The organism is Pseudonocardia humida, from assembly GCF_023898865.1.
GTDB lineage: Bacteria > Actinomycetota > Actinomycetes > Mycobacteriales > Pseudonocardiaceae > Pseudonocardia > Pseudonocardia humida.
In genome coordinates this window covers 1-25,259 of the sequence record NZ_JAGSOV010000018.1, presented here as the reverse complement: position 1 = coordinate 25,259, position 25,259 = coordinate 1, and the positions used below count along the sequence as shown (strand labels likewise).

Sequence of the window (25,259 nt, the reverse complement as noted above, 5' to 3'; positions counted from 1 at the left end):
GCGCCGGCCGCCGCGGGGGGGGGGCCCCCCGCCCCCCCCCCCGCGCGGGCCCGGGGGGGGGGGGGGGCCCGCCCCCCCCGCGCCGCCCCCCCCCGACCGTCAGGTCGAGTTGACCCACTCGTCGGTGCCGTCGGTGAAGACCTGGTGCTTCCACACCGGCAGCAGCCGCTTCACCTCGTCGACCAGCTCCGCGCAGGTCTCGAACGCCGCCCGCCGGTGGTCGGCGGCGACCGCGCAGGCCAGGGCCACGTCGCCGATGGCAAGCCGGCCGATCCGGTGGCTCACCGCGATCGCCCGCACGCCCTCGGCCCGGGACGCCACGGCGGCGGCCACCTCCGCCACCAACCGCCCGGCCGACGGGTGCGCGGAGTACTCCAGCCCGGTCACCGAGCGGCCGCCGTCGTGGTCGCGGACGACGCCGGCGAACGTCACCACCGCACCGGCCGCGGCCCGGTCGACCAGCGCGGCGTGCTCCGCGACGTCGAGGGGCTCCTCGCCCACCGCGGCCAGCACGACCTCCGCGGTGCCGCGCACCGTCGCGCCGCTCATCGTCCGACCTCGTTCGCAGGCCCGCTCATCGGTGATCGCCTCCGCGCAGCTGGTCGATCGCGTGTTCCAGGACACCGTCCAGGACGGACAGCCCGTCCCGCACCCCCCCTGTCGATCCGGGCAGGTTCACCACCAGGGTGCGCCCCGCGACGCCGGCCACGCCGCGCGAGAGCACCGACGTGGGCACCGCGTCCGAGCCGGCCGCGCGGATCGCGTCGGCCAGCCCGGGGACCTCGTAGTCCAGCAGGGCCCGGGTGACCTCCGGGGTGGCGTCGGTGGGGGAGATCCCCGTGCCGCCGGTGGTGATCACGACGTCGGCGCCGTCGGCGACCGCCGCCCGCACGGCCTCGCCGACCGGCTCACCGTCGGGCACGACGGTCGGGTCCGGGGCGTCGAAGCCGCGCCCGCGCAGCCACTCGACGATCACCGGCCCGCTGCGGTCGGGGTAGACGCCGGCCGCGGCCCGGTTCGAGGCCGTCACCACCCGCGCCGACCCGCGCCGCGCCGACCCGCTCATCGCTCTCCCTCGCTGCGCTCGGTCGGCGCTTCGCGCAGGCGCTGTACCGATGATTCGCTCGCAAGCTCGCTCATCGCTCTCCCTCGCTGCGCTCGGTCGGCGCTTCGCGCAGGCGCTGTACCGATGATTCGCTCGCAAGCTCGCTCATCGGTCCTCCGGGCGGGTCCAGGTGCCGGTCTTGCCGCCCTCCTTGCGCTCGACGCGCACCCCGTCGAGCACGGCGGCCGGGTCGACCGCCTTCACCATGTCGTGCAGGGTCAGCCCGGCCACGGCGACCGCGGTGAGCGCCTCCATCTCGACGCCGGTGCGGTCGGTGGTCTTCACCGTGGCCCGGATGTGCACGCTGTCGCCGTCGGGGCGCAGCTCGACCGTGACGCCGCCCAGGGCGATGGGATGGCAGAGCGGCACGATGTCCGGGGTGCGCTTGGCGCCCATGATCCCGGCGATGCGGGCGGTGGCCAGCGCGTCGCCCTTGGGTAGGCCGTCGCGGCGCAGCAGTTCGACCACCTCGGCGGTGGTGCGCAGCGTGCCGGAGGCGGTCGCGGTGCGGGTGCTGGGTTCCTTGCCGGTGACGTCCACCATCCGGGCGGCCCCGGCGGCGTCGACGTGGGTGAGCTCCACGACCGAACCCTACGTCCTGCGCGGCGCCCGCGAGCGGTCACCGGAAACGGTGATCCCGAGGGGCGGGTGACAGTGAGCTGCATCACAGCCGGGCAACCGATGGAGATCGGCAACGTCACTCGTTCGTGTGCCCTGACGTGGGCAGATGAACGCTAAACCCGCTGAACGGACTAATTTCTGCGGCCATCTCCCCGGGTCGCGGCCGGTTTGCGCTCGCGCCGTACACCCGTAGCGTGCCCTGCGGCTCGTCCGGATGCCCCAGATCCGGCCGGCCCCGGTACCGCAGCGCTCCCCTGTCCGGCGGTTCCGGCTCCCCGTCGCCTCAACGAGTGCGGGACAGGAACGGAACGCGTCCGCCGGCTCCCAACCGGCGCGACCACCGGCTGCGCAGCGCACGGAGACCGACATGGCCCGCTACCGCGGTCGTCATCGCAAGCCGAGCAACACCGGGCGCGTGGTCGCCCGGACCGCGCTCGCCGGCGCTGTGGTCGGAGCGCCGCTCCTGATCGCGCCGACGGCCAACGCGGCGTCGGACAGCACGTGGGACCGGCTCGCGCAGTGCGAGAGCGGTGGCAACTGGGCCATCAACACCGGCAACGGCTACCAGGGCGGCCTGCAGTTCTCCCCGCGCACCTGGACGGCCTTCGGCGGCGGCGAGTTCGCCGGCACGGCCAACAACGCCAGCCGCGAGGAGCAGATCGTCGTGGCCGAGCGCGTGCTCGCCGAGCAGGGCTGGAACGCCTGGCCCGCCTGCTCGCGCAAGCTCGGCATCCGCGGCGAGCCCGCCACCGAGCGCAGCGCCCCCGGCGGCCAGACCGAGGTCCGCGTGCGGGCCAGCGCCCCCACCTCGGGCGACTACACGGTCCAGCGCGGCGACACCCTCTCCACCATCGCCCAGCGCAACGGCGTGGCCGGCGGCTGGCAGGAGCTGGTGGCGAAGAACCCCGGCCTGGCCGGCAACCCGAACCGCCTCAGCGTCGGCCAGCAGATCAGCCTCTGAGCGAGAGCCGCTCCCGGCCCAACCCATTGAGCGAGGGGCCCTCTCGCCCAGCGGAGCGCGCACTCGCTCGCGCACGAGAGTGACTCTCGTCCACCGGGCGCAACGAGAGTCACTCTCGTCCAGCGCAGCGGGAAGAAAGCCACTCTCGCTCCGCCGATGCGGCACGCCAACGCCGCGAGGCGAGGCCCCAGGCGGGGCGCGCAGCGCCACTCCCCTCCCGAGGCCCCTGCCGTCACGTCGGCGCGCTCGGCAGAGCGCGACGGCAGTGATCCCGCACCCCTCCCTGCCAGCCGTAGCTCGTGGATGCCAACGGTGCGGGGTCACTGGCGGCGTGCTTCGCTGGGCGTGACGACGTGACGGCAGGGGCCGAACCCCTGCTAGATCCGAGGTCGCCCGCCGCGCAGGCGCCGCCGGAGGCGCCCTTCAACGGCAGGGTGCCGCTCAGCGGCCCGGGCACCGGCAACCGTCCGATACCGCTCACCCGTCCCGGAACCGCGCCAACTGCTCCGGCGTGTCCACGTCCCCCGCCGAGGCGATGTCCCCGCACTCCACCAACCGCAGCCCGGAGTGGCCGGCGAGGTACTCCCGCGCCCCCGCGTCACCGGAGGCGCCCGCCCGGACCCCCGCCCAGTGCCCCCGCCCGATGAGGACCGGATGCGCAGGCCGCCCGGAGTAGGCGGCCCGGACCAGAGCGTCGGGACCGGACGACGCGGCCAACCGCGCCACCGCCTCCGCCGTCACGCCCGGGAGGTCGACCAGGTGCACGAGGGCCGCGTCGGCGTCGGTGCCGGAGAGCGCGTCGAGGCCGGCGCGCAACGACGCGCCCATGCCCTCCGGCCAGTCGTCCGCCACGACGGGGGTGACGCCGTCGGGCAGGAGCGGGCCCACGGACTCCGCGGCGGCCCCCAGGACCACGATGAGCGGCCGGCAGCCGCCGTCGGACAGCACCCGCAGCGCCCGCCGGACCAGCGGTTCACCGTCGAGCTCGACGAGCGCCTTGGGGCCGCCCATCCGCCGCCCGGCCCCGGCGGCCAGCAGCAGGCCGGCCGGGGCGGTGCCGCGCTCGACTATTTGTTGATCTCCGTGACGGGGTGCACGTAGGGCACTTCCTCGAGCGGGAACTCGACGTCCCCGAAGGGCGACAGCGAGCCCTGGGTGGGGGCGGCGAGCTCGCTCACGGGGTGCTCGCCGTCGGGCAGGTGCGGCCAGGTCGGGTCGATGCGGCCCGGACGGGCTTGCTTGGCCACGCTGTCCTCCTCAGTAGGCGCCGGTTCTGCGCCCAGTATCCCGCACGGGAGCGACGGGCGTCCCGCCGGCGCGGCCGACTACCGTGGACAGGATGCCCACCACGCTGGTCGACTGGCTGCGCGCGCGCGACGACGACGCGCTCGCCGCGCTGCTGCGGCTGCGGCCCGACCTCGCCGTGCCCCCGCCGGCCGACCTCACGGTGCTGGCCACGCGGGCGGCGATCCGCGCCTCCGTGCACCGCGCCTGCGACGACCTGGACACGGTCACGCTGGCCGTGCTGGAGGCGCTGGTCGTGGCGGGCGCCGACACGGCCCCCGTGCCGGTGGCCGAGCTGCGCAGGCTCCTGGGGCCCGACGTGCCCGCCGCGGCCACCCGGACGGCGCTGGCGGCCCTGCGCGAGCGGGCCATCGCGTGGGGCCCGGACGGCGAGGTGTCGGTCGTCCCGTCGGCGCGCGACGTCGTCCCCCGCTATCCGGGCGGGCTCGGTCGCACGGCGGCCGGGCCCGCGGCCTCCAGCGCGCTGCCCGGCCTGCTGGCCGCGGTCACCCCGGACGAGCGGCGGGTGCTGGACGCGCTGGCCGCGGGCCCGCCGATCGGGCGCAGCCGGGCCGGGGCCGACCCGGACAGCCCGGTGGGGCGGTTGGTGGCCAAGGGGCTGCTGCTGCGGGTCGACGCGGAGACCGTGGAGCTGCCCCGGCAGGTCGGGATGGCGCTGCGCGGCGACCGGCCGCTGGGCACGGTGCCGGTACGCCCGCCGGAGCTGGGCGCCCGCGACCGGGGCGCCGACACCGTCGACCGCACCGCGGGCGGGGCCGCGCTCGAGCTGCTGCGCCGGATGGACCTGCTGATCGCGTTCTGGGGGCGCACGCCGCCGCCCGTGCTGCGCTCGGGTGGGCTGGGGGTGCGCGACCTGCGCCGCGCCGCCCGCGAGATCGACGCCGACGAGCCGACCGCGGCCCTGCTGATCGAGGTGGCGGTGGCCGCCGACCTGGTCACCGAGACCGACGGCGCGCCACCCGAGTACGTCCCCACCACCGCCGTCGACGTGTGGGCCACCGGTGGGCCGGGCGCGCGCTGGTTGCAGCTGGCCCGCAGCTGGCTCGACCTGCCCCGGCTGCCCGGCCTCGTCGGGCGCAAGGACGACGCCGGCAAGGCGATCAACCCCCTGTCCGACGGCGTGCGCCGGCCGCTGGCCCCGCGCGACCGGCGCCGCGTGCTGGCCGGGCTGGCCGAGCTGCCCCCCGGCACCGCACCCGGATCGGCCGCGGCGCTGTCGGAGCTGCTGGCGTGGCGGGCGCCCCGGCGGGGCGGGCGGCTGCGCGACGAGGTCGTGGGCTGGGTGCTCGCCGAGGCCACCGCCATCGGCGTCGTGGCCCTGGACGCCATCTCCGGGCCCGGCCGGGCCCTGCTGGACGACCCGGCGGCCGCGCCAGCGGCGCTGCGGGCCGTGCTGCCCGACCCGGTCGACCACGTGCTGCTGCAGGCCGACCTCACCGCCATCGCGCCGGGGCAGCTGGAGTCCGGCCTGGCCGCCGAGCTGAAGCTGGTGGCCGACGTGGAGTCCGCGGGGGCGGCCACGGTCTACCGGTTCACCGAGGAGTCGGTGCGCCGCGCCCTCGACGCCGGGCGCACCGCCGCCGACCTGCACGAGCTGCTGAGCACCCGATCGGCCACCCCGGTGCCGCAGGGGCTGACCTACCTCGTCGACGACGTCGCGCGCCGGCACGGGCGGCTGCGCGGCGGTGCGGCGGCGTCGTTCCTGCGTTCCGAGGACGAAGTGCTGATCGCCGAGGTGCTGGCCCACCCCGACACCGGGGGCCTGGAGCTGCGCCGGATCGCGCCGACGGTGGCCGTCTCGCCGCTGCCGCTGATCGAGGTGATGGACGGGCTGCGGGCCGCCGGGTTCAGCCCGGCCGCCGAGGACACCGGCGGCGGCGTCCTCGACCTGACCGACCGCGGCCGGCGGGCCGCACCCCGGCGGCGCGGCCCGGCCTCGTCGGGGATGCCGCCCGAGCCGGACGCGGCGCAGCGGCTCGCGCTGGTGTCGCGGATGCGCGCGGGCGAGGCGATGGCCGGGGCCCGCTCGGGGCGCGTCGGGCCGGTGGAGCGGGCGTCGAACGGCACCACGGTCGACCTGCTGCGCACGGCCGCCGCGTCCGGGCGCAACGTCTGGATCGGCTTCGTCGACGGCCACGGGGTCGCGGGGGAGCAGGTGCTCGAGCCGGTGAGCGTCGGGGGCGGCGTGGTGGAGGGTCGCGACGCCGTCGACGGCGCGGTGCACCGGGTCCCGCTGCACCGCATCACCGGCATCGCCCTGGTCGACTGAGCCGACCAGGAGGTCGTGCGCGGGCTGCCGCCCACGCACGACTCCGCTAGCGGGCCCCTGCGGTGAGCCGGTGGTGCATGGCGTGCTCCACCAGCGCGATCAGGGTCTGCTTGGTCGACTGCCGGTTGCGGGCGTCGCAGCTGACGATGGGGATCGACGGGTCGATCGACATCGCCTCCCTGACGTCCTCGACGCGGTGCTGCAGCAGGCCGTCGAAGCAGTTCAGGCCGACGACGTAGGGCAGGCCGCGGTCTTCGAAGAAGTCGATGGCGGCGAACGAGTCGGCCAGTCGGCGGGTGTCGACCAGCACCACTGCGCCGATCGCGCCGCGGACGAGGTCGTCCCACATGAACCAGAACCGGTGCTGGCCCGGCGTCCCGAACAGGTAGAGGATCAGCTCGGAGTCCAGTGACACGCGGCCGAAATCCATGGCCACCGTGGTGGTCACCTTGTTCGGCGTGGCCGCGAGGTCGTCGACGCCGCTGCTGGCCTCGGTCATGACGGCCTCGGTGGTCAACGGGACGATCTCGGAGACCGAGCCGACGAACGTGGTCTTGCCGACGCCGAAGCCCCCGGCGACCACGATCTTGGCCGAGATCGTCGCCGCGGTGGCGATCGACTGCGGCCTAGAGCCGACGGAGTCCACTCAACACCCTTTCCATCAGGGCGAGGTCCGGCACGTTGCCGGCGCTGCTCGCGGTCTGGTGCACGGTCACGATGCCGAGGCTCGCCATGTCGCCCAGCACGACCCGGGCGACGCCCAGGGGCTGGGAGATCAGGGCCGCCACCTCGGCAACCGAGCGGGTCTGCTCGCACAGCTCCGCTACGGTGCGGTGCTCGACCTGCAACAGGCCCATCTGATCGCGGCCCCGCTGGCTGGTCGAGACGAGCGTCTCGATCGCCAGGTCGAAGCCGGACTTGGTACGTCCACGGGTCCAGGCGTACGGCCGCACCGCGGCCGCGCCGATCGGACCGGACTGTTCGACGTCGCCCGAGCTCATGTCGATGGGCGGCGCGAGGTTGGGCATCACACCCGGCGGGGTCTGCTGCGGCATCGACCCGAGGGACGACTGCTGCGGCACCGGGTGAGCGGACATGGGCGGTGGCGTCTCGTACTGGGTGTCCGCCCGGGGCGCCTCCGCAGGCGCGACGCCGTCGTCGCGCCTGCGACCCCACCTGCGACGGCGGGGGGAGCGCCCGGCGTCGAGGCTGAAACCGTTCATCACGTCGGCGAAAGTGGGCTCCGAGGGTAGCCGGCGCTCATCATCGGGACCGGAGCTCATCGGGCATCACCTTCCTTCTGCCGATCGGGACTGTCGTCGATACCGGGCGGCTTGTGCAACCGCCGGCTAGGTCACGGACCGAACGAGCCCTGCAGCTCCGCGCGGAGCTCCGGGGTGAGCAGCTGACCGACCCGGTCGACCAGCAGTGTCATCTCGTATCCGATCAGGCCGATGTCACAACTGGGTGACGCCAGCACCGAGAGGCACGATCCGTCGCTGATGGACATGAGCAGCACGATGCCGCGGTCCATCTCGACGACCGTCTGCACGACGCCACCGGCGTCGAAGCAGCGGGCGGCGCCCTGGGTGAGGCTGATCAGGCCGGAGGCGACCGCGGCGAGCTGGTCGGCGCGGTCGCGGGGCAGTCGGTCGGAGCTGGTGAGCAGAAGCCCGTCCGCGGACACCACGATGGCGTGCGCGACACCGGGCACCCGCTCCGCGAAGTTGGTGACCAGCCATCCGAATCGGCTCGGCTGGGTCTGTGGCGCCGTCATGAAGACTCCTCGTCGTGATTGCCACCCGCGCCTGCGGGGTCGTTGCCACCGTTGGATCCGGATCCGTTGGGAGTTGCCGTACCGCCGCGGAGCCGCTGCTCGCGGCCCTGTCGGACACCTTGCTGATAGCTCGCCAACCGGCCCCGGATGTTCTCGGCGCTGCGTGCCGGGGACGCCGGTGCGGCCAGCACCGCAGATCCTGCACTGCCCGGGACCAGCCGTGCGCGCGGGCGGCGCTTGGGCAGGCCGGCCGTCGTGAGCTCGCTGGCGCGGTCGTCGACGGCGCCGCGCGCCGCGCGCCAGCCGTCGTCGGCCTCGGTCGCGAAGCCGCGCTCGACCCGCCCGGCGGTGGCGCCCACGGGCTCCGGCAGCGGCTGCTGCTGGGGCTCGGGCCGCTCCGCCTCGGCGACCACGGGTGCGGGCGCCGGGGTGGGCGCCGCGGCCGGTGCGGGTGCCGGTGCGGGTGCCGGTGCGGGAGCCGGGCTCGGCGCCTTCGCCTGCGCCGGGGTGACCGCGGGCTGGGCCCTGGTCTTCTGCGAGTCGTAGTCGACCGGGATCTGGCGGTTCGACCGGAACCAGGCCGAGGCGATCTCCTCGAAGATCGGCGTGGTCTCGGTCGGGTCGAAGCGGCGCTGCTCCTGCTGCTGCTCCTGCTGCGGCTGCGCCGGAGCGGGGCCCGGCCTGCGGCCGACCGGCGGGCCGTCGGGCTGCGGCTCGGCCGGGACGACCGGCGCGAACAGCCCGTCCGCCGCGCTGGCGTCGCCGGACCGCTGGCCGGAGAACGGCTGCGGGCCGCCCGGCGGGACCGCCCGCGGCTCGCGCCGGGGCAGCTCCGAGGCCGGGACCCGCTGCGGGAGCTCGGGCAGCTGGCGATCGGTGCGGGGCTCGGGACGGGACTGCTCGGGCTGGGGCCGCTCCGCCTGCTTGCGCTCGGCCGGGGCCGGCTCCGAGGGGTGCAGCGAGCGGGGGCGGCCGTCGTCGCTCGGGTCGCGCGGGGGGCGCCCCGGCGGCTGCGCCGAGGTGCCCGGGACCCGCCGCGGCAGCGGTGCGCCGGTGTACTTCTGCTCGGGGCCGCCCTCGCCCGCCGGAGCACCGGCAGCGCCCCGGTCGTCCTCGGTGGGCCGGGTGGGCAGCGCCCGCGGGGGCGTCACCGGGCCGGTGTCGCGGGCCTGGGCGGCCCGCTCCTGGGCGGCCCGCTCCTGAGCGGCCCGCTCCTGAGCGGCCCGGTCCTGAGCGGCCCGGTCCTGGCCCTGGTCGGCGGGCGGCATGCCCGGGGACGAGCCGTTGCCGCCGTTGCCGTTGCCGCCCTGGAAGTACCGCGGGTCGGCGCCGCTGCCCGGGTAGGGCTGGGCGTCGGAGCGGTTGTCCGGACGGGGCTGGTGCTGGCGCATGGACGCCGTCCGCCGGGCGGCGGCCTCCTGGTCGCGACGCGCCTGCTCGGCGATCTCGCGGGCGCGGTCCTCGCGGGCCCACTCGTCGCGGCCGCGGTCCTCGTCGGGACGGCCGGGCTGGTCGGGCGGGCCGCCGTGACCGCGCTCGGCGTCGGGGGGCAGCGGGGGCCCGTCCCGGTTGGGCCGCAGCGTGGACCCGGGGCGACGGGTCGGCAGGTGCGGGTTGCCGTTCGCCGAGGGCGGCGGGGCCCCCAGCGGGTAGCCGCCGCTCTCCTGGACCTGCGGGTCGAAGACGCTCGTCGGGTTCGACGGGCCATCGGCGCCGGCGACCAGCGCGGAGAGCGAACCGTTCGGCGATCCGTTCGGCTGGCCGTTGACACCGGAGCTGTTGGCCACCCGCTGCGGCAGGCCGTTCGGGGTGGCCTGGTTGGGCTGGCCGCCGAAGGGGCGCGGCGGCTCGGAGCCGGGGGTCGCGGAGATGAGGTAGGCCGGCACCGTGACCGAGGCGGTCAGCCCGCTGGACTGGCCGGCGCTGGAGGTGCCCAGCCGGACGCTGACACCGTGGCGGGCGCCCAGGCGACCGACCACGAACAGGCCCATCCGGCGCGAGGCCGAGACGTCGACCGAGGACGGACCGGCCAGCCGCTGGTTGGCGTCCATCAACTCGTGCTCGACCATGCCGACGCCGCGGTCGGAGATCTCCACGACGACCGAGCCGTCCGGGGTGCGGGCCGAACTCATGACCACCTGCGACTCCGGCGGGGAGAAGTTGGTGGCGTTGTCCAGCAGCTCGGCCAGCAGGTGCACGAGGTCGGCGCCCGCGCGGCCTGCGACGGTGGCCGTCGGCGGGGACTGCACGACGATGCGCTGGTACTGCTCGACCTCGGAGACCGCCGCCCGCAGCACGTCGACAAGCGGGATCGGGGCCGCGTTGCGCTTGGCCAGGTCGGTGCCCGCGAGGACCAGCAGGTTCTCCGAGTTGCGCCGCATGCGGGTCGCGAGGTGGTCGAGCTGGAACAGGTTGGACAGCTGGTCGGGGTCCTGCTCGTTGCTCTCCAGCTGCTCGATCAGCTGCAGCTGGCGCTCGACCAGCGCCTGGCTGCGGCGGGAGAGGTTGACGAACATCGCGCTGACGTTCTGCTGCAGCGCCGCCTGCTCGGCGGCCAGCCGGACCGCCTGCCCGTGCACCGCGTCGAACGCCCTGGCCACCTGGCCGACCTCGTCGCTGGTGGTGATGGGCACCGAGTCGACGGCGACGTCCGGCGTCTCGCCGGCGCGCATGCTCTCGACCGCTTGCGGCAGCCGCCGTTCGGCGACGTCGAGCGCGGCGGTGCGCAGCACCCGCAGCGACCGGATCAGGGCCCGGGCGACCAGGACCGCGACCGTGATGCCGGCCAGCAGGCCCAGCATCAGGACCACGGACTGGATGCCGGCGTTGTTGCTGGCCGCCTGCTCGGCCGCGACGCTGGTGTTGACCAGCTCGGTGCGCAGCATCTGCGCGGACCGGTCGGCCGCGGCGCGCGAGCCGTTGTAGGCGGTGTCCCACTCGAAGGGCTCGAGGGTGATCTCGCCGTCGGACGGGGTGGCCAGCAGGGCCAGCTTGAGGCGCTCGCGCTGGGAGTTGGCCGCGTCGTCGAGGAAGCTGCCGAAGGTGGACAGCTGCTCGGGGGTCAGCGCCACCTGGTACTCGCGGTAGTCCGCGGTGAGCTGGTTGTCGGTGGCGGTGACCGTGGTGACGTCGCCGGTCTGCAGCGTCTTGGCCCTGATCGCCGTGCCGAGCACCGTGTGCTGGATGGCGAGCTGCTCGTTGGCGCTGGTCACGGCGGTGAGCGCGTCGGCGAGGCCGGCGGTGCCGGGGGTGCGCAGCTGGCGCAGCAGGGCACGGTCGAGCACGTCGACGCCCTCGATGAGCCCGGTGTAGCGGCCGCGGACCTGGTTGACGCCGGCGGCCGCGTTCTCGGTGACGTCGCCGCGCAGCACCGCGAGCTGGGAGAGCCCGGACTCGGCCTGCTGCAGCGCCGAGATCGTGGTGTCGTCGAGCTCGGTGGCGCCGCGGACGGTGGTCAGCATCTCGCCGATCTGGATGTCGGCGTCGCTGAAGCCGATCTCCAGCACGTCGCGGTTGCCTGCCCGCTGCTCGGCCACGAACAGGGTGGCCTCGTCGCGTTCGCCGCGCAGCGCGGACGCGGCCTCGGAGACCTGCTGCTGCACTTCCAGCAGGCGGGTGCTCCGGCCCAGGTCAGCGGCATCGCCCGCCTGGTCGGCGACGCGCAGGACGCCGAGGACGAGTGCGAGCACTGCGGGCAGCAGGCCGACGACGGCGAGCTTCCAGACCAGCGTCCAGTTGCGCGGATTCAGCCGCTCGGACCAGGACCGGCTGGTCTCCGTGGTGGTCACGTCAACGTCCCCCTGAAGATTGCCGGCGACGATCCGCCGAACTCTGGCACGCACGGACGTCGACTGGCGACCCTGAACTGGACGAAGGGCAGTCCAGGGGCGGTGGATGACCGGAATCGGGCGGCACGCCCGCGGGGCATGGGCATCGGGACAGTCCGTAGCGCCTTCGGTGGTCGGTGCTGAACCGGTCGGGTGTCCGGTTCGCGAGGTCGAGCACGCTCAGTGGGGTTCTCCGACACGCACCCCCCGTCACCGGGTGGAGACCGTCCGGACCCGGTAGGATCTTGGCGGCACGCGTGCGCTCGGACTGAGAGCCCGGGCAGTATAACCCTGGGGTCGTCGGCGATCCCCGGGCCCGTACCCGCACACGCATCCGCCCGTCGAGCGGGGCCAACCGCCCCGCGCCCGCACCGCCACCACTCCCGCCGCCACCCCTGTGCGCGGCGGACCGCTGTCGGTGCGCGCGCGTACCGTCGAGTCGGCGCCGAGCCCCCCGGCGCTTTTCGTCCGAGGAGTCACCGACCATGACCGACGGTCCGCTGATCGTCCAGTCCGACAAGACGCTGCTGCTCGAGGTCGACCACCCCGAAGCCGGGGCGGCGCGGATCGCCATCGCGCCCTTCGCCGAGCTCGAGCGCGCCCCCGAGCACGTGCACACCTACCGCGTCACGCCGCTCGCGCTGTGGAACGCCCGCGCCGCCGGGCACGACGCCGAGCAGGTCGTCGACGCACTCGTCCGCTACTCCCGCTACGCCGTCCCCCAGCCGCTGCTGGTCGATGTGGTCGACACGATGGGCCGCTACGGGAGGCTGCAGCTCGCCCAGTCGCCGGTGCACGGGTTGGTGCTCGTGGCGCTCGACCGGGCGGTCCTGGAGGAGGTGCTCCGGCAGAAGAAGATCGCCCCGCTGCTGGGCACCCGGATCGACGACGACACGGTCATCGTGCACCCGTCCGAGCGGGGCCACTTGAAGCAGGCCCTGCTCAAGATCGGCTGGCCGGTCGAGGACCTGGCCGGCTACGTCGACGGCGAGGCGCACCCCATCTCGCTCGCCGAGGACGGCTGGACCCTGCGCGACTACCAGCGCGCCGCGGTCGACGGCTTCTGGGCGGGCGGCTCCGGCGTGGTCGTGCTGCCCTGCGGGGCGGGCAAGACGCTGGTCGGCGCGGCCGCGATGGCCGAGGCGCAGGCCACCACCCTCATCCTGGTCACCAACACCGTCGCGGGCAGGCAGTGGAAGCGCGAGCTCATCGCCCGCACCTCCCTCACCGAGGACGAGATCGGCGAGTACTCCGGCGAGCGCAAGGAGATCCGCCCGGTCACCATCGCCACCTACCAGGTGATGACCCGCAAGTCCAAGGGCGAGTACCGGCACCTGGAGCTGTTCGACTCCCGCGACTGGGGCCTGGTCATCTACGACGAGGTGCACCTGCTGCCGGCCCCGGTCTTCCGGATGACGGCCGACCTGCAGTCCCGCCGCCGCCTCGGGCTCACCGCCACCCTCGTCCGCGAGGACGGCCGCGAGGGCGACGTGTTCTCGCTGATCGGGCCCAAGCGCTACGACGCGCCGTGGCGCGACATCGAGAACCAGGGCTGGATCGCGCCCGCCGAGTGCACCGAGGTCCGCGTGACGCTCACCGACAACGAGCGGATGGGCTACGCGGTCGCCGACGCCGAGGAGCGCTACCGGATGGCCTCCACCGCGCGCACCAAGCTCAAGGTGGTCCGCGCCGTCCTCGACCGGCACCCCGGCGAGCCCGCCCTCGTCATCGGCGCCTACCTCGACCAGCTCGACGAGCTCGGCGAGGTGCTGGACGCGCCGGTCATCCAGGGCTCCACCCGCAACAAGGAGCGCGAGGTCCTCTTCGACCGGTTCCGCCGCGGCGAGATCCCGGTGCTGGTGGTCAGCAAGGTCGCCAACTTCTCGGTCGACCTGCCGGAGGCCAGCGTGGCGGTGCAGGTGTCGGGCACGTTCGGCTCGCGGCAGGAGGAGGCCCAGCGGCTCGGGCGGCTGCTGCGGCCCAAGGGCGACGGGCGCCAGGCGCACTTCTACTCGGTGGTCTCGCGCGACACGGTCGACACCGAGTACGCGCAGCACCGGCAGCGGTTCCTGGCCGAGCAGGGCTACGCGTACCGGATCGTCGACGCCGACGACCTGCTCGGGCCGGCGGTCCCGGAGGCCGGCTGAGGTCCGGCTCCACCGCGGCGTTCGTGGTGTTCCGGGCCCGGGTGGGGGCGTCCGGGCAGCCAGGGTTGATCACGTGCTGACGTCGGCCGTTCGCTTTGTGTCATTGCTCTTATTGGTCTAACCTGGGGTCAAGCCGCACAGGCGTCGCACCCGGGGGTCGTCATCTCCACAGTCGGATGGATCCTCGTCGGGGTGGCCGCCTGGCTGGTGGTCGCCACGTGCGTCGGGATGGTGATCGGCCGCACCATCCGGCTGCGCGACCGGCAGGTCTTCGACGAGCCGGACGACGAGCCGGCCGGCCGGCCGCGCCCCGGGATCCCCACCCAGAACTCCGGCGGTCACGAGCGGCGCAACGGGCGCTGAGCCCCGCCACCCCGGCCCGTGGCGCGACGGTGTCGCACTCGCGCCCGGTGTGTGCGAATCTCCGCTCATGTCGACCAGGGGTGAGCGGGCGGCCGCCGATCGCGCGGCCGAGCACCAGCACCTGCTCGACGCCCTGCTCGTGGAGCGCGAAGGGCTGCTCACCGTGCTCGACCGGGTGCTCGCGCTGCGCGGCACCGCCCGGCTGCTGCGCGACGCGGCGGGCGCCGACGCCGGGTTCGTCGCCGACACCGACGGCGGGGGCGGTGTCATCCGCTGGCTCGCCGGCACCCGCACCGACTCGCTGCAGGACCTGATCGTGCCCGTCGGACAGGGCGTCGGCGGGCGGGTGATGGCGCTGGGGCGGCCGGTGCGGGTGAGCGACTACGTGACCGCGCCCAGCATCACCCACCAGTTCGACGGCGTCGTCAGCCGGGAGGCGCTCTCGGCGATGCTCGCGGTGCCGATCCTGCGCGAGCGGGCGGGTCGGCAGCAGACGGTGGCGGTGGCGTACGCGGCGCTGCGCGGGCCGGGGGAGTTCGGCGACGACGCCGTGCGGGCGGTGCAGGGGGTGGCGGCGGACGCGGCGGTGGCGCTGGCCCTGGCCGAGCGGGCCGAGGCCGGGCGGGCCACCGCGGTGGCCGCGGAGCGCCAGCGGATGCAGGCGTCCCTGCACGACTCGGTGGGGGCGATGCTGTTCTCGATCGGCGCGCAGGTCCGCGACCTGCGCACGACGCTGCCCGACAACCCCGTCCTGCGCACCCGCCTCGGGCGGCTGGAGTCCGACGTCTCGGCCGCGGCGCTGGCGCTGCGCGAGTCGCTGCTGGCGCTGTCGGAGTCCAGCCCGGAGCGGGCGCTGCCGATCGAGCTCGCCGAGCACTGCCGCAGCTTCCAGGCCCGCACCGGGGTGGCGGCCCGGCTGGTGCAGCTCGGGGAGGTCCGCCCGTTGGACGCCGAGCGGACGACGCTGCTGGTGAGCGCGGTGCGGGAAGGGCTGCTGAACGTGGAGAAGCACGCCGGGGCGAGCACCGTCGTGGTGAGCCTGGGCGAGGTCGAGAGCGGTGTCCAGGTCGCCGTGGCCGACGACGGCGCGCCCGCGGAACCGGCCGGGGCCGACGGCGTGCCCGGCACCGGGCTCGGGGTGCGGATGCTGGTGGAGCGGGCGGCGCGGCTGGGCGGGCGGGTCAGCCTGGTGCACGACGAGGACGGCGGCACGACGCTGCGCATGCTGTTGCCCGCCCCGGGGCGGGAGTGATGGGCGGGCCGTCGACGCAGCGCCCGCGCGGAGCGCCAGCCGAGCCCGGCTGGGCCGGGCGATGAGCGCGGCGAGGGTGATGGTCGTCGATGACCACCCGGTCGTCCGCGACGGGGTGGCGCTGCTGCTGCGCGGGGAGCCGGCGCTGGTGGTGGTCGGGTCGGCGGAGAGCGGCCGCTCGGCCCTCGACCGCGCCCCCGGTCTCGCCCCCGACCTCGTGCTGCTCGACCTGCGCCTGCCCGACATGCTGGCCCCGGAGATCGTGGCCGGGCTGCGGGAGCGGGTGCCTGCGGCGCGGGTGGTGGTGTTCACCGCCCACGGCGACCACCACGGCGTGCAGGCCGCTCTCGATGCGGGGGCGCACGGTGCGCTGCTCAAGGACGCCGCGGCCACCGACCTGGTCGACGCGCTGCGCCGGGTGCTGCGCGGCGAGCGCGTGCGCGACCCGCGGATGGTGCCCGGCGGGGCCAGCCAGGCCGCGCTGGTCCGCAGCGGGCTCACCCGCCGGGAGTACGAGGTGCTGCGGCTGGCCGCGCAGGGCCGGACCAACCCGGAGATCGCCGAGACCACCGGGCTGGCCCGCAACACGGTCAAGACCTACCTGCAGTCCGCGCTGCACAAGCTGGGCGCCCGCAACCGCGTCGAGGCGATCGGGAAGGCGTCCGAGGCCGGTCTCCTCTGACCACCTCCCCGTCGACAGCGAAGTTCTCGATGGCGATTGGCGACGGTTCGGGGGTCCGGCGGATAACGGACTGTCAACATTCGGCCGACCCCTCTCCAAGTGGGGGTGCCTGATCGTTGTGACGCCTCACACCATGAGCCCGATCGGCCGAACGGGTCGCCGGAGCAAGGGAGCTCGAGCGTGGTCACAGGGTTCCGAGGGGTGCGCCGGAGGGCAGGTGCCCGGGCGTGCTGAGCGTGCGCGGGCTCTCCGTGCGGTACGGACGTTCGGTCAGGGCGCTCGACGGCGTCGACGTCGAGGTCCCCGCCGACGGCGTGCTCGCCGTCCTGGGGGGCAACGGCGCGGGCAAGTCGACGCTGCTGCGGGCGGTCTCGGGCACCCTCAAGCTGCACCGCGGCACCATCACCGCGGGGGAGATCCGGGTCGACGGGGAGCGCATCGACCGGCTCGACCCGGCCGTCGTCGTGCGGCGCGGGGTGGTGGCGGTGCCGGAGGGCCGGCAGGTGTTCGCCCGGATGACCGTCGAGGACAACCTGCGCGCCGGGGGCCTCGGTGCCCGCTCGGCGGCCGACCGGGCCGCGGCCCGGCAGCGGGTGCACGACCTGTTCCCGGTGCTGGCCGAGCGGGCCGGGCAGCGGGCCGGGCTGCTGTCCGGCGGTGAGCAGCAGATGCTGGCCATCGGCCGGGCGCTGATGTCGGCGCCGCGGCTGCTGCTGCTCGACGAGCCGTCGCTGGGGCTGGCCCCGCAGATGGTCGGCCGGATCGCCACGATCATCCGGGAGATCCACGCGCAGGGCACGGTCGTGGTGCTCGTCGAGCAGAACGCGACGATGGCGCTGCGGGTCGCCGACCACGCCGCGGTGCTGGAGGTCGGGCGGGTCGCACTGTCCGGGCCGGCCGACGAGCTGGCCGCCAGCGACGACGTGCAGCGGCTCTACCTGGGCGGGCACGCCGAGTCGCAGGCGCAGGCCGAGTCCGAGGCGGCGCAGGCGCAGGCGCACCGGCGCACCCGGACCCTGTCGCGGTGGGTCGGATGAGCGCCGGGACCCGCGACGAGGCCGGGGTGGGCGCCGCCGACCGGCCGACCGGCCTGCGCGACGACGTCCGCGAGCTGGTGGTCGCAGACGTCACGCTGCGGTTCGGCGGCATCACCGCCCTGGACGACGTCGGCTTCACCGTGGCGCGGGGCACCGTGCACGCGCTGATCGGGCCGAACGGGGCCGGCAAGTCCAGCCTCTTCAACGTGATCAGCGGGCTGTACCGGCCGCAGGCGGGCAGCGTGCGCTACGGCGACGCCGACCTGACCGCGCTGGCGCCGCACCGGCTGGCCGGGCTGGGCATCGGGCGCTCGTTCCAGAACATCGCGCTGTCGCCGGGCTCGACTGTCCGCGACAACGTGCTGACCGGGCGGCACGTGCTGACCAGCGGCGGATTCCTCACCGGTGGGCTGCGGCTGCCGTGGGCGGCGCGGGCCGAGCGCAGGCACGTGGCCCGGGTCGAGGAGATCTGCGACTTCCTCGGGCTGGCCGACCGGCTCGACACCCCGGTCGGGGTGCTGCCCTACGGGGTGGCCAAGCGGGTCGACATCGCCAGGGCGCTGGCGGTGGAGCCGACGCTGCTGCTGCTCGACGAGCCCGCGGCCGGGCTCAACGCCACCGAGACCGCGGAGATGGCGGTGACCATCACCGACCTGCGCGACGCGCTGGGCATCTCGGTGCTGCTGGTCGAGCACGACATGGGACTGGTGATGGGCATCGCCGACCGGGTCAGCGTGCTCGACTTCGGCCGGCTCATCGCCGACGGGCTGCCCGCCGAGGTGCAGGCCGACCCCGAGGTGGTGCGGGCGTACCTCGGCACGTCCGACGAGGGGGAGTCGGCATGAGCGAGCTTGCGAGCTCACAGTCCAACACAGCCACATCGGTGTTCGCGCCGGCGACGAGCGTCAGCGAGGAGGCGGTGTGAACACGTTCCTGCAGCTGCTGGTCAACGGGCTGGGCAAGGGCGCGGTCTACGCGCTGCTGGCGCTCGGTTTCGTGGTGATCTACAAGGCCACCGAAGTGATCAACTTCGCGCACGGCTCGCTGGTGCTGGTCGGCGGGTTCCTGGTCTACGAGCTCAAGGACACGCTCGGCTGGGTGGGGGCCGCGGTGGTCGGCATCGTCGCGGCCGCGCTGGCCGGGCTGCTGATCGAGCGGGTGCTGCTGGCCAACGCCCGCGCCGCGGACCACAACAGCCTGGCCCTGCTCACCATCGGCGTCGACGTGATCATCACCGAGGAGGTCGTGCGCCGGGTGGGCGCGGACATCCCGTTCATCGGCGACCCCTACGACGCCCAGCCGATCCAGCTCGGCGCGATCACGATCTTCCGGACGCAGGCCATCGCGCTGGTCGTAGGGGCGGTGCTGATCACCGCCTTCCTGCTGGCCTTCCGCTACTCCAGCTGGGGCGTGGCCATGCGGGCCCAGGCCGAGAACCGGGAGGCCGCGGCGCTGATGGGCATCCGCAGCTCCCGGGTCACCGCCACGGCGTGGCTGGTCGCCGGGGCGCTGGCCGGGGTGGCCGTGCTGTTCATCGCCACCCAGGACTTCTCCGGGGCCGGGCTGGGTCGCGGTACCCACGCGATCGCCCTGGTCGCGTTCCCGGCCGCGATCCTGGGCGGGCTCGACTCGACGGCGGGCGCGGTGGTCGGCGGCATCGTCGTCGGGCTCACCGAGGCGCTGTCGGCGCAGTACATCTCCTTCGAGTTCTCCAAGAGCGCGGTGTTCCTGGTGATGCTGGTCGTGCTCGTCGTCCGGCCCTCCGGGCTGTTCGGGACGAAGGAGCTCAGTCGTGTCTGACACGCTGGTCAAACCGACCTCCCCACCGGCGGGGGCCCCGCCCGCGCGCCGGCGCAACCGGCTCGCGATCGCCGGCGGCGCCGTCCTGCTGCTGGTCCTGGTGCTGCTGCCGGTGCTCATCGGCAACGAGGTCGCCTACCTGAAGGTGGCCCAGTACATCCTGATCGGCGCGGTCGGCGGGATCGGGCTGACCCTGCTGGTCGGCCAGGCCGGCCAGCTGTCGCTGGCCCACCCGTTCTTCCTGCTGGTCGGGGCCGTGTCCTACGCGGTGATCTCCGGTGAGGCCGAGGCCGGCCTGGTGGGCCTGGGGCTGCCGCCGGTCGTCGGGCTGGTCGGCGCGGTGCTGATCAGCGGGCTGTTCGGGCTGGCCTTCGCCCCGGTCGCCGGCCGGCTGCGCGGCATCTACCTGGGCGTCGCGTCGCTGTCGCTGGTGTTCCTCGGGCTGTGGCTCGGCCAGTCGCTGGAGTCGCTGACCGGCGGCACCTCCTCCGGGCGCACCCCGCCGAACTTCGAGCTGCTCGGCTTCGTGTTCGCCAACAGCCAGCCCGCCCCGACCATCCTCGGCATCGCGATCCAGAAGCAGCAGCGGCTCTGGTACCTGTTCCTGGTCCTGGCCGTGGTGGCCTACCTGCTGGCCCGCGGCGCGGTGCGCAGCCGGATCGGCCGGGCCTGGCGGGCGGTGCGCGACAACGAGGCCGCGGCCACCGCGATGGGCGTGAACGTGACCCGGGTCAAGGCCGGGGCGTTCGTGGTGTCCTCGGCCTACGCCGGGCTGGCCGGGGTGATGACGGCGCTGTGGCTCGACCTGGTCAAACCCGACGAGAACGAGTTCACCGGCAACTACTCGCTGACCGTCGCCATCGCCTTCCTGGCCATCGTGATCATCGGCGGGCTGGGCTCGGTGCCGGGCGCGGTCTTCGGCGCCATCGTGGTCTACGGGCTGCAGCAGTTCTTCCTGCTCGGCGCCAACGAGTTCGGCTGGTTCGCCGACGCCCAGTTCGGCGGGCTGACCGCCGTGGTGCTCAGCGCGTTCGTCTACGGGGCGGCGGTCGTGCTGGTCGTGCTGTTCGAACCCGGCGGCGCGGCCGCCATCGGCCGGCGCCTCCTGGCCCGTCGCACCAACACCACCGACTCCCGCACCGACACAGCCGTGCCCGCCGCCTCCGGCGGGCGAGAGCGATCCCCCGAGAGGAACGACGATGATCCCAGGGCGTAGAGCAGGGCGGGCAGCTGCCCGATCCACGGTGCTCGCCGGTGCGCTCGCGAGCATGCTGGTGCTCGCGGCCTGCGGCAGCACGGCCGACCAGCAGACCGCGGAGGCCGGCGCCGGTGGCGTGAAGACCGACAAGGGCGTCACCGACACGACGATCACGCTCGGCGTCATGGGCGACAACACCGGCGTGTTCAAGAACCTGGGCGCCGGGCTCAACGCCGGCAACCAGCTGTGGGCCGACGACGTCAACGCCGCGGGCGGGATCTGCGGCCGCCAGATCGAGCTGGAGATCGTCGACCACGGCTACAAGGCCGACACGGCCAAGACGCTCTACCCGCAGCTCGAGCCCAAGGTGCTGGGCATGGTGCAGCTGCTCGGCTCCCCGGTGCTGGCCGCGCTCAAGCAGAACCTGATCGACGACCAGGTGCTCGCGGCCCCGGCGTCGTGGTCGAGCGAGGTGCTCAACAACCCGAGCATCATGATGATCGGCACCACCTACGACCTGGAGATCGTCAACGGGCTGGCCTACCTGCAGCAGCAGGGCCTGCTCGCCGACGGCGACACCATCGGCCACATCTACATCGACGGCGAGTACGGCGGCAACGGCCTGAAGGGCTCGCAGTACTACGCCGAGCAGCACGGGCTGACCGTCCGCGAAGCCAAGATCACCTCGACGGACAACGACCTCACCGGCATCGTCACCGGCCTGCGCGGCGAGGGCATCAAGGTCCTGGTGCTGACGACGACCCCGGGCCAGAGCGCCTCCGCGCTGGCCGCCAACCAGGCCCTCGGGCTCAACGTCCCGGTGCTGGGCAACAACCCGACGTTCGACCCGGCGCTGCTGGACAGCCCGGCCGCCGGCGCGCTGGGCAACCTGTACGTGGCCGCGTCCAGCCCGCCGTTCTCCTCGAAGACCCCCAAGGCCGTCGAGGTGGCGACCGAGTACAAGCAGAAGTACCCGAGCGCCCCGATCAACGCGGGCGTGCACACCGGCTACGTCGAGGGCATGGTGTGGCAGGCGGTGCTGGAGAAGGCCTGCGAGTCCGGCGACCTCAGCCGCGCCGGGGTGGCCACCGCGCTCACCACGCTCACCTCGGTCAAGACCGACGACCTGGTGACCGAGCTGGACTACAGCTCGCCCGGCTCGCCCCCCACCCGCGGCGTCTACATCGCCAAGGTTGACCCGGCCGCCGAGGGCGGGCTGACCGAGGTGGCGCCGCTGTTCACGGCCCCGGAGGCCGCCGGGTACAAGGCGCCGTACCAGCAGTAACCCCGAGGACCCCGGGGATTCAACGGCGACCCCCCGGAGAACCCCGCGCCCGACCCCGAGACGGGGTCGGGCGCGGCTCCGGGTCGGTTTCCGGGTGCGTCCCGGATGGAACGCGGCCCGCGCGGCGGCAGAGTCATGGACATGGAACCCGTGACCGGCATCCACCCGAGCATCGACCCGATCCTCAACCCCGCGACCGACGCCACCAGCGACACCACGACCGCGACGGCGCCCGCGCCGCGTCGGCGCTTCGAGCTCCGGCGCAGCCGCAAGGACCGGATGCTCAGCGGTGTCTGCGGCGGCGTCGCCGAGGCCCTCGGCGCCGACCCCGCCCTCGTCCGCCTCGGCCTGGTCGCGCTGACCGTGCTCGGCGCCGGCTCCGGCGCGCTGCTCTACATCGCCGCCTGGATCCTGGTCCCCGAGGCCGACGCCTGATCGGCGGCCGCGGTGGCGGCCCCGCCGCTGCGCGCAGGGCCGAGGCCCTGCGCGCAGCCGGTCAGTGGCCCTCGGCGTGCCGGATGCGGTGGCGCTCCTCGGCGTGGCGGTAGGTCTCCCAGCCGATGAGGCCCACCAGCAGCGCCGCGAGGACCGCGAGGCTGGCCATCGCCGGCAGCATCGTCATCAGCGGCGCCACCGCCAGCAGCACCGCGCCCAGCACCAGCCGCTCCACGTTCAGCGACCTGGTCATGTACCACCTGAACCACACGTGGGCCAGCAGGTACAGCGCGGCCCCGCCGTACAGCGCGGCCAGCGGGACCCCGTAGAGCGGGTCGGCGAGCGTGTGGTGCTCCTCGTCGCCGGTGTACTGCAGCACCTTCTTCAGCCCCAGCGCCAGCATGATGATCCCGACGACCATCGGCAGGTGCAGGAGCGTGTAGCCGCCCCGGCCCAGCTGGACCTGCCGCTCGCCCTCGACCGCGGCCAGCGCGCGTTCCGCGACGAGCGCGGTGACGTCGAAGTAAGCCCACCACAGCGCGGACACGACGGCCAGCCCGAGCACCGTGGCCACGATGATCGGCCAGGAGATCGGCAGCGCGGCCACGCCGATCCCGATCGAGACGATCGACTCGCCGAGCGCCACGATGATGATCAACCCGTGCCGTTCCGCGAAGTGCCCGGCCGAGCCCATCCGCCACTTCGAGCCGCTGAGGAACGTGCCCAGGTAGTCGACCACCAGCGCGGCCAGCCACAGCAGCGTCTGCGTCGGTCCCGAGGTCTGCGCGGCGACCAGCAGCAGCACCGTGCCGCCGAGCATGGACGGCAGGAACCGCAGCACCTGCCCGCGCAGCTGGGCGTCGTCGGCGCTGGCGATCCAGAACATCGCGATGTGCACGGCCCGTACGGCGAAGTAGCAGAACGCGAAGACCGTCGGCCCGTGCAGGCCGCCGGGCAGGTCGTCGAAGGCCTCCGGGATGGTGATGGCGCCGATGAACATCGCGCCCATCGCGAGGAACAGCCCGACCCGCATGATGCCCTCGTCGGCCTTCACCACGTTGCACAGCCACGCGTAGCCGATCCAGCACCACCACATCACGGTGATGATCAGGATGCCGCGGACGACGTGCACGACCGTCGGGTCCTCGGCCATCCAGTCGGTGACCCGGGTCAGCGCGAACACGAAGACCAGGTCGAAGAACAGCTCGATGGGCGTGGCGACGGCGCGCTCGCCCACGGCCTCCAGACGCCCCCGGCGCGGTGTTGCCATGGCGAGATCGTGCCCCACGCCGGGCGCCCCGCCAACAGCCGCGACCGCAAGAAGTAATCAAGTAATGAAATCGGTGTGCGGCGGCCGGCCCGACCAGTTCGCCAGCCGCTCGGTGGCGCCCGCGCCCGCGGCCGGCTCGACCGGCGGGGCGAACGGCACGTGCCCGCCGCGCGGCTCGGCCGGGATCGCCATCCGCGCCGCCACCAGCGCGGCCTCCGCCGGGCCGGTGGGGGCTTCGGCGGGTTGCCCGGTGGAGACCGCGAGGTCCCAGCCGTGCACCAGCGTCTCGTTGACGTAGCCCCAGACGGCGCCCCGACCGGGGACGGTGCCCCACGGGACGGTCACCGCGGCGTCCATCTTGGCGTCGTCGGACCAGGCGTCCACGGCCCGCTCGGCCTCCTCGGCGTAAGTGTCGGCCAGACCGTCGTCGGGGACGTCGGTGCTGATCGCCGGGATCTCCAGCGGCGAGCGGCCCTCGGCGATCACCTGCGCCCGGCGGACGGTCGTCACGAGGTGGCGGAGCAGGGTCCGCACGTCGTACCCGTCGCAGGGCGTCGGTCCGTCGAGCTGGTCGGGCCGCACGGCGGCGGCCAGGCCCGCGGTCCAGCCGAGCGCGGTGCGGTAGGCGAGGCGGGGGTCGGGAAGCGGTGTGGTCATGGCGGCCACCCTGCCGCCGAATCACGACGCCTCGTGTCGTCTTTTCCTGGCATTCTTCGCCGGGTGCGCGCCGACCGCCTGCTCTCGCTCGTCCTGCTGCTGCGCCACCGCGGCCTGATGACCGCGGCCGCCCTGGCCGACGAGCTCGAGGTGTCCACCCGCACGGTGCTGCGCGACGTCGAAGCGCTCTCCTCGGCGGGCATCCCGGTGTACGCCGAGCGCGGCCGCCACGGCGGGTTCGCCCTGCTGCCGGGCTTCACCACCGACCTCACCGGCCTCACCCCCGACGAGGCCGTCGCGCTGCTGACCTCGCCGGGACGGGCCACGTCCGACGCGCTGGGCATGGGCGCCGCCTTCTCGTCGGCGATCCGCAAAGTCGTCGCCGCCCTGCCGGAGACCTCCCGGGCCAAGGCCGACGCCGCCGCCGGGCGCGTGCTCGTGCGCCGCGGCGGGTGGCTGCGCGACCCGGCCGCCCCCGACCCGCGGCTGGCCGCCGTCCAGCGGGCGGTGCTCGCCGGCACCCGGCTGCGGATCCACTACGCCGGCGGCTCCCGTCCGGGCGACCCACCGCCCGCCCCGCGCTGGCGGACCGTCGACCCCGTCGGCCTGGTCGAGGCGGCCGGCCAGTGGTACCTGCTCGGTCTGGACGGCGGGCAGGACCGGACCTACCGGATGTCGCGCGTCGAGGACGTCGAGGAACTGCCCCAACCCGCGGCCCGCCCGGAGGGCGTCGACCTGGACGCGCTGTGGGCACGCCGCCGCGACGACTTCCGGGCCCGGATCAGCGGGTTGGAGGCCAGCGTCCGGGTGCCGGACCACCTGGTCGGCGAACTCGCGAAGGCGGCGGTGTCGACGGTGGACGCCCGGGCGGACGGCGGGGGGCGCACCGTGGTGCGGGTGCTGTTCGGCGGGGTGGGGCACGCCGAGCGGGTGGTGTGGGCGATGGCGCCGGAGGCGGAGGCGCTGGGGCCTCCGGAGCTGCGGGAGGCGGTGCGGGCGCGGGCCGCGGGGGTCGCCGAGCAGCACGCGTGAGCGAGCTTGCGCGCGAACCACTCACCACAGCAGCGGGGAGAACGCCGCAGGGGCGGCACCCGGAACGGGTGCCGCCCCTGCGGGACGTGCGGGTACTGCGGGGGTCGGACTCAGAAGTCCATGCCGCCCATGCCGCCGGTCGGGTCGCCGGCCGGAGCGGCGTTCTTCTCCGGCTTGTCGGCGATGACCGCCTCGGTGGTCAGGAACAGCGCGGCGATCGACGCGGCGTTCTGCAG

22 protein-coding genes and 1 pseudogene are annotated in these 25,259 nt (G+C 74.6%); 13 read left to right on the top strand and 10 right to left on the bottom strand.

What is annotated here, in order from left to right; all coding sequences use genetic code 11:
• Positions 1 to 99: 99 nt before the first annotated feature.
• A pseudogene (locus tag KDL28_RS42090) lies at positions 100 to 1,066 on the bottom strand (molybdenum cofactor biosynthesis protein MoaE).
• 144 nt (positions 1,067 to 1,210) lie between these two features.
• Complete coding sequence (gene moaC, locus KDL28_RS08490; protein ID WP_308215958.1) at positions 1,211 to 1,687, bottom strand: cyclic pyranopterin monophosphate synthase MoaC; 477 nt, start codon at positions 1,685 to 1,687, stop codon at positions 1,211 to 1,213.
• Between the two features lie 406 nt (positions 1,688 to 2,093).
• Between moaC and KDL28_RS08485 the strand changes: the two genes are divergently transcribed.
• Positions 2,094 to 2,687, top strand: coding sequence for a LysM peptidoglycan-binding domain-containing protein (locus KDL28_RS08485; RefSeq protein WP_252436818.1), 594 nt, complete (start codon positions 2,094 to 2,096; stop codon positions 2,685 to 2,687).
• Between the two features lie 477 nt (positions 2,688 to 3,164).
• On the opposite strand, the gene KDL28_RS08480 is transcribed toward KDL28_RS08485, so the two are convergent.
• Positions 3,165 to 3,758, bottom strand: coding sequence for a nucleotidyltransferase family protein (locus tag KDL28_RS08480; protein WP_308215959.1), 594 nt, complete (start codon positions 3,756 to 3,758; stop codon positions 3,165 to 3,167).
• Positions 3,755 to 3,934, bottom strand: coding sequence for a hypothetical protein (locus KDL28_RS08475; protein WP_252436816.1), 180 nt, complete (start codon positions 3,932 to 3,934; stop codon positions 3,755 to 3,757). Before KDL28_RS08475 ends, KDL28_RS08480 begins: the two co-directional genes overlap by 4 nt.
• A gap of 92 nt (positions 3,935 to 4,026) precedes the next feature.
• On the opposite strand from KDL28_RS08475, the gene KDL28_RS08470 reads away from it, so the two are divergent.
• Positions 4,027 to 6,261 carry a helicase-associated domain-containing protein gene (locus KDL28_RS08470; protein ID WP_252436815.1) on the top strand — a complete coding sequence of 745 codons (2,235 nt, stop codon included), beginning with the start codon at positions 4,027 to 4,029 and terminating at the stop codon, positions 6,259 to 6,261.
• Between the two features lie 46 nt (positions 6,262 to 6,307).
• Here the strand turns inward: KDL28_RS08470 and KDL28_RS08465 are convergent, their stop codons facing one another.
• The 4 genes from KDL28_RS08465 to KDL28_RS08450 all read right to left on the bottom strand — a co-directional run bounded on the left by KDL28_RS08465 (position 6,308) and on the right by KDL28_RS08450 (position 11,826).
• On the bottom strand, positions 6,308 to 6,907 hold the full coding sequence (locus tag KDL28_RS08465; RefSeq protein WP_252436814.1) for a GTP-binding protein: 600 nt from the start codon (positions 6,905 to 6,907) through the stop codon (positions 6,308 to 6,310).
• A complete protein-coding gene (locus KDL28_RS08460) occupies positions 6,888 to 7,544 on the bottom strand; it encodes a DUF742 domain-containing protein (RefSeq protein WP_252436813.1) in 657 nt (218 codons plus the stop codon). The genes KDL28_RS08465 and KDL28_RS08460 overlap by 20 nt, the downstream gene beginning before the upstream one ends.
• 71 nt (positions 7,545 to 7,615) lie before the next feature.
• Positions 7,616 to 8,038, bottom strand: a complete 423-nt coding sequence (locus tag KDL28_RS08455; RefSeq protein WP_214403341.1) for a roadblock/LC7 domain-containing protein — start codon at positions 8,036 to 8,038, stop codon at positions 7,616 to 7,618.
• Entirely contained in the window at positions 8,035 to 11,826 is a 3,792-nt protein-coding gene (locus KDL28_RS08450; protein ID WP_252436812.1) for a sensor histidine kinase, read from the bottom strand. Before KDL28_RS08450 ends, KDL28_RS08455 begins: the two co-directional genes overlap by 4 nt.
• A gap of 524 nt (positions 11,827 to 12,350) precedes the next feature.
• Here KDL28_RS08450 and KDL28_RS08445 point away from each other — a divergent pair.
• The 10 genes from KDL28_RS08445 (at position 12,351) to KDL28_RS41385 (ending at position 22,064) form a co-directional block, all read left to right on the top strand.
• The gene (locus tag KDL28_RS08445; RefSeq protein WP_252436811.1) at positions 12,351 to 14,012 is read left to right on the top strand and encodes a DNA repair helicase XPB; all 1,662 of its coding nucleotides are present in this window, start codon (positions 12,351 to 12,353) and stop codon (positions 14,010 to 14,012) included.
• Between the two features lie 192 nt (positions 14,013 to 14,204).
• A complete protein-coding gene (locus KDL28_RS08440) occupies positions 14,205 to 14,375 on the top strand; it encodes a hypothetical protein (protein ID WP_252436810.1) in 171 nt (56 codons plus the stop codon).
• Between the two features lie 67 nt (positions 14,376 to 14,442).
• Positions 14,443 to 15,627: a GAF domain-containing sensor histidine kinase gene (locus KDL28_RS08435; protein ID WP_252436809.1), complete on the top strand. Its 1,185-nt coding sequence runs from the start codon at positions 14,443 to 14,445 to the stop codon at positions 15,625 to 15,627.
• A 61-nt stretch (positions 15,628 to 15,688) separates the two neighbouring features.
• Positions 15,689 to 16,309 (top strand): response regulator, encoded by a 621-nt coding sequence (locus KDL28_RS08430; protein ID WP_252436808.1) that lies wholly within the window; start codon positions 15,689 to 15,691, stop codon positions 16,307 to 16,309.
• 227 nt (positions 16,310 to 16,536) lie between these two features.
• On the top strand, positions 16,537 to 17,346 hold the full coding sequence (locus KDL28_RS08425; protein WP_252436807.1) for an ABC transporter ATP-binding protein: 810 nt from the start codon (positions 16,537 to 16,539) through the stop codon (positions 17,344 to 17,346).
• On the top strand, positions 17,343 to 18,191 hold the full coding sequence (locus tag KDL28_RS08420) for an ABC transporter ATP-binding protein (RefSeq protein WP_252436806.1): 849 nt from the start codon (positions 17,343 to 17,345) through the stop codon (positions 18,189 to 18,191). The genes KDL28_RS08425 and KDL28_RS08420 overlap by 4 nt, the downstream gene beginning before the upstream one ends.
• A 76-nt stretch (positions 18,192 to 18,267) precedes the next feature.
• Entirely contained in the window at positions 18,268 to 19,146 is an 879-nt protein-coding gene (locus KDL28_RS08415) for a branched-chain amino acid ABC transporter permease (RefSeq protein ID WP_252436805.1), read from the top strand.
• Complete coding sequence (locus tag KDL28_RS08410) at positions 19,139 to 20,362, top strand: branched-chain amino acid ABC transporter permease (RefSeq protein ID WP_252436804.1); 1,224 nt, start codon at positions 19,139 to 19,141, stop codon at positions 20,360 to 20,362. The genes KDL28_RS08415 and KDL28_RS08410 overlap by 8 nt, the downstream gene beginning before the upstream one ends.
• 52 nt (positions 20,363 to 20,414) lie before the next feature.
• Positions 20,415 to 21,629, top strand: a complete 1,215-nt coding sequence (locus tag KDL28_RS08405) for an ABC transporter substrate-binding protein (RefSeq protein ID WP_252436803.1) — start codon at positions 20,415 to 20,417, stop codon at positions 21,627 to 21,629.
• A gap of 141 nt (positions 21,630 to 21,770) precedes the next feature.
• Positions 21,771 to 22,064, top strand: coding sequence for a PspC domain-containing protein (locus KDL28_RS41385; protein ID WP_308215957.1), 294 nt, complete (start codon positions 21,771 to 21,773; stop codon positions 22,062 to 22,064).
• Positions 22,065 to 22,125: 61 nt separating this feature from the next.
• On the opposite strand, the gene KDL28_RS08395 is transcribed toward KDL28_RS41385, so the two are convergent.
• Positions 22,126 to 23,334: a low temperature requirement protein A gene (locus KDL28_RS08395; RefSeq protein WP_252436802.1), complete on the bottom strand. Its 1,209-nt coding sequence runs from the start codon at positions 23,332 to 23,334 to the stop codon at positions 22,126 to 22,128.
• A gap of 57 nt (positions 23,335 to 23,391) precedes the next feature.
• On the bottom strand, positions 23,392 to 23,991 hold the full coding sequence (locus KDL28_RS08390) for a TIGR03086 family metal-binding protein (RefSeq protein WP_252436801.1): 600 nt from the start codon (positions 23,989 to 23,991) through the stop codon (positions 23,392 to 23,394).
• Between the two features lie 63 nt (positions 23,992 to 24,054).
• Here KDL28_RS08390 and KDL28_RS08385 point away from each other — a divergent pair, with 63 nt between their 5' ends.
• Positions 24,055 to 25,023 (top strand): helix-turn-helix transcriptional regulator, encoded by a 969-nt coding sequence (locus KDL28_RS08385; RefSeq protein WP_252436800.1) that lies wholly within the window; start codon positions 24,055 to 24,057, stop codon positions 25,021 to 25,023.
• Positions 25,024 to 25,259: the final 236 nt, after the last annotated feature.